Source organism: Acidiphilium sp. 34-64-41 (assembly GCF_002282635.1).
GTDB lineage: Bacteria > Pseudomonadota > Alphaproteobacteria > Acetobacterales > Acetobacteraceae > Acidiphilium > Acidiphilium rubrum.
Genome location: NZ_NCJX01000178.1, coordinates 1 through 1077, shown reverse-complemented (window position 1 = coordinate 1077; position 1077 = coordinate 1). Strand labels below are relative to the sequence as shown.

1 protein-coding gene is annotated in these 1077 nt (G+C 63.7%); it reads right to left on the bottom strand.

Features of this window, described 5'->3' with window-relative positions:
* Positions 1-131 precede the first annotated feature (131 nt).
* The coding region (locus B7X49_RS18725) for a DUF4113 domain-containing protein (RefSeq protein WP_286840654.1) at positions 132-1077 on the bottom strand (946 nt) is incomplete at its 5' end.

Sequence of the window (1077 nt, the reverse complement as noted above, 5' to 3'; positions counted from 1 at the left end):
CAGAACGCTGGAAGCGCTGGGACAGAACGTCACACCCGACGCCTTGATCCTCGGTGCCATCGGTCTCGGACCATATCAACAGGTAACGCTATAAGAGCCAACCTGTAAGGCGCCCTCGAGAGCGCGTCCCCTCAATAGGCGGTTCCAACCAGGATCTCGCCAACCCGCGTCGTATAGCGGGGCGACAAATTCATCGCCTTGGCTGTCCAGGTGCGCGAAATCCCCGTTGCGAGCGGGCGCAACGTGTCGCGACCAAACCGGCCATTGACCGCATCAAGCGCCGCCATCGCCCGCGCCGACCGCACAGGATCCTTGGTCGGAAACAGCGACATCGGCTGACTGCCCGCGTCGATCAACTCGCCGAGCATGATCCCCGCCTTCGAATACCGGAACCCCGCGCGCCACATCGGCTCCAGCATGCGGATCGCCTCCCCGATCAACGATGTCGTGTCGTTGGTCGCCTCGATCCGCGCCGAATGCTGGTTGCTGTACCAGGGATCGCCATTGTGCGGGTTGGTGTGGAGCAGAACCGTCATTGTGCTGGCGAGCAAACCATGCTCGCGCAATTTCTCGCCGGCGCGGGTCGCGTAGGATGCCACCGCCTCGCGCATCGTCCACCAATCGGTGATCGGCATGCCAAAACTACGCGTCACCGCGATCCCCTTGCGCTGCGGCGCCATCAGCGACAGCGGCAGGCACGACACGTCGCGCAATTCCGCCTGTACCCGCGCACCCACCACAGACATCATATCGCGCACCTTGCGCGGATCGAGGCGCAGGAAATCCGCGACAGTCCGGACGCCGCGGGCAGCAAGCTTCTCAGCGGTCTTGCCGCCGATCCCCCAGACCTCGCCAATCCCGAGGTCCTGATATAGGGCCACGCGCGTCGCCTCGTCGCGCAGATCGCACACCCCATTCAGTTCGGGTCGGGACTTGGCGAGTTTGTTTGCGGCCTTTGCAATTGTTTTACTGGGACCGACCCCTACACAGGTCGGGATCTTCGCGATCTGGCGGACCGCGCCGCGCAGCATCTGGCAGAACTCCATGAGGTCGCCAGTGACCGGCGCCAGATCAAGG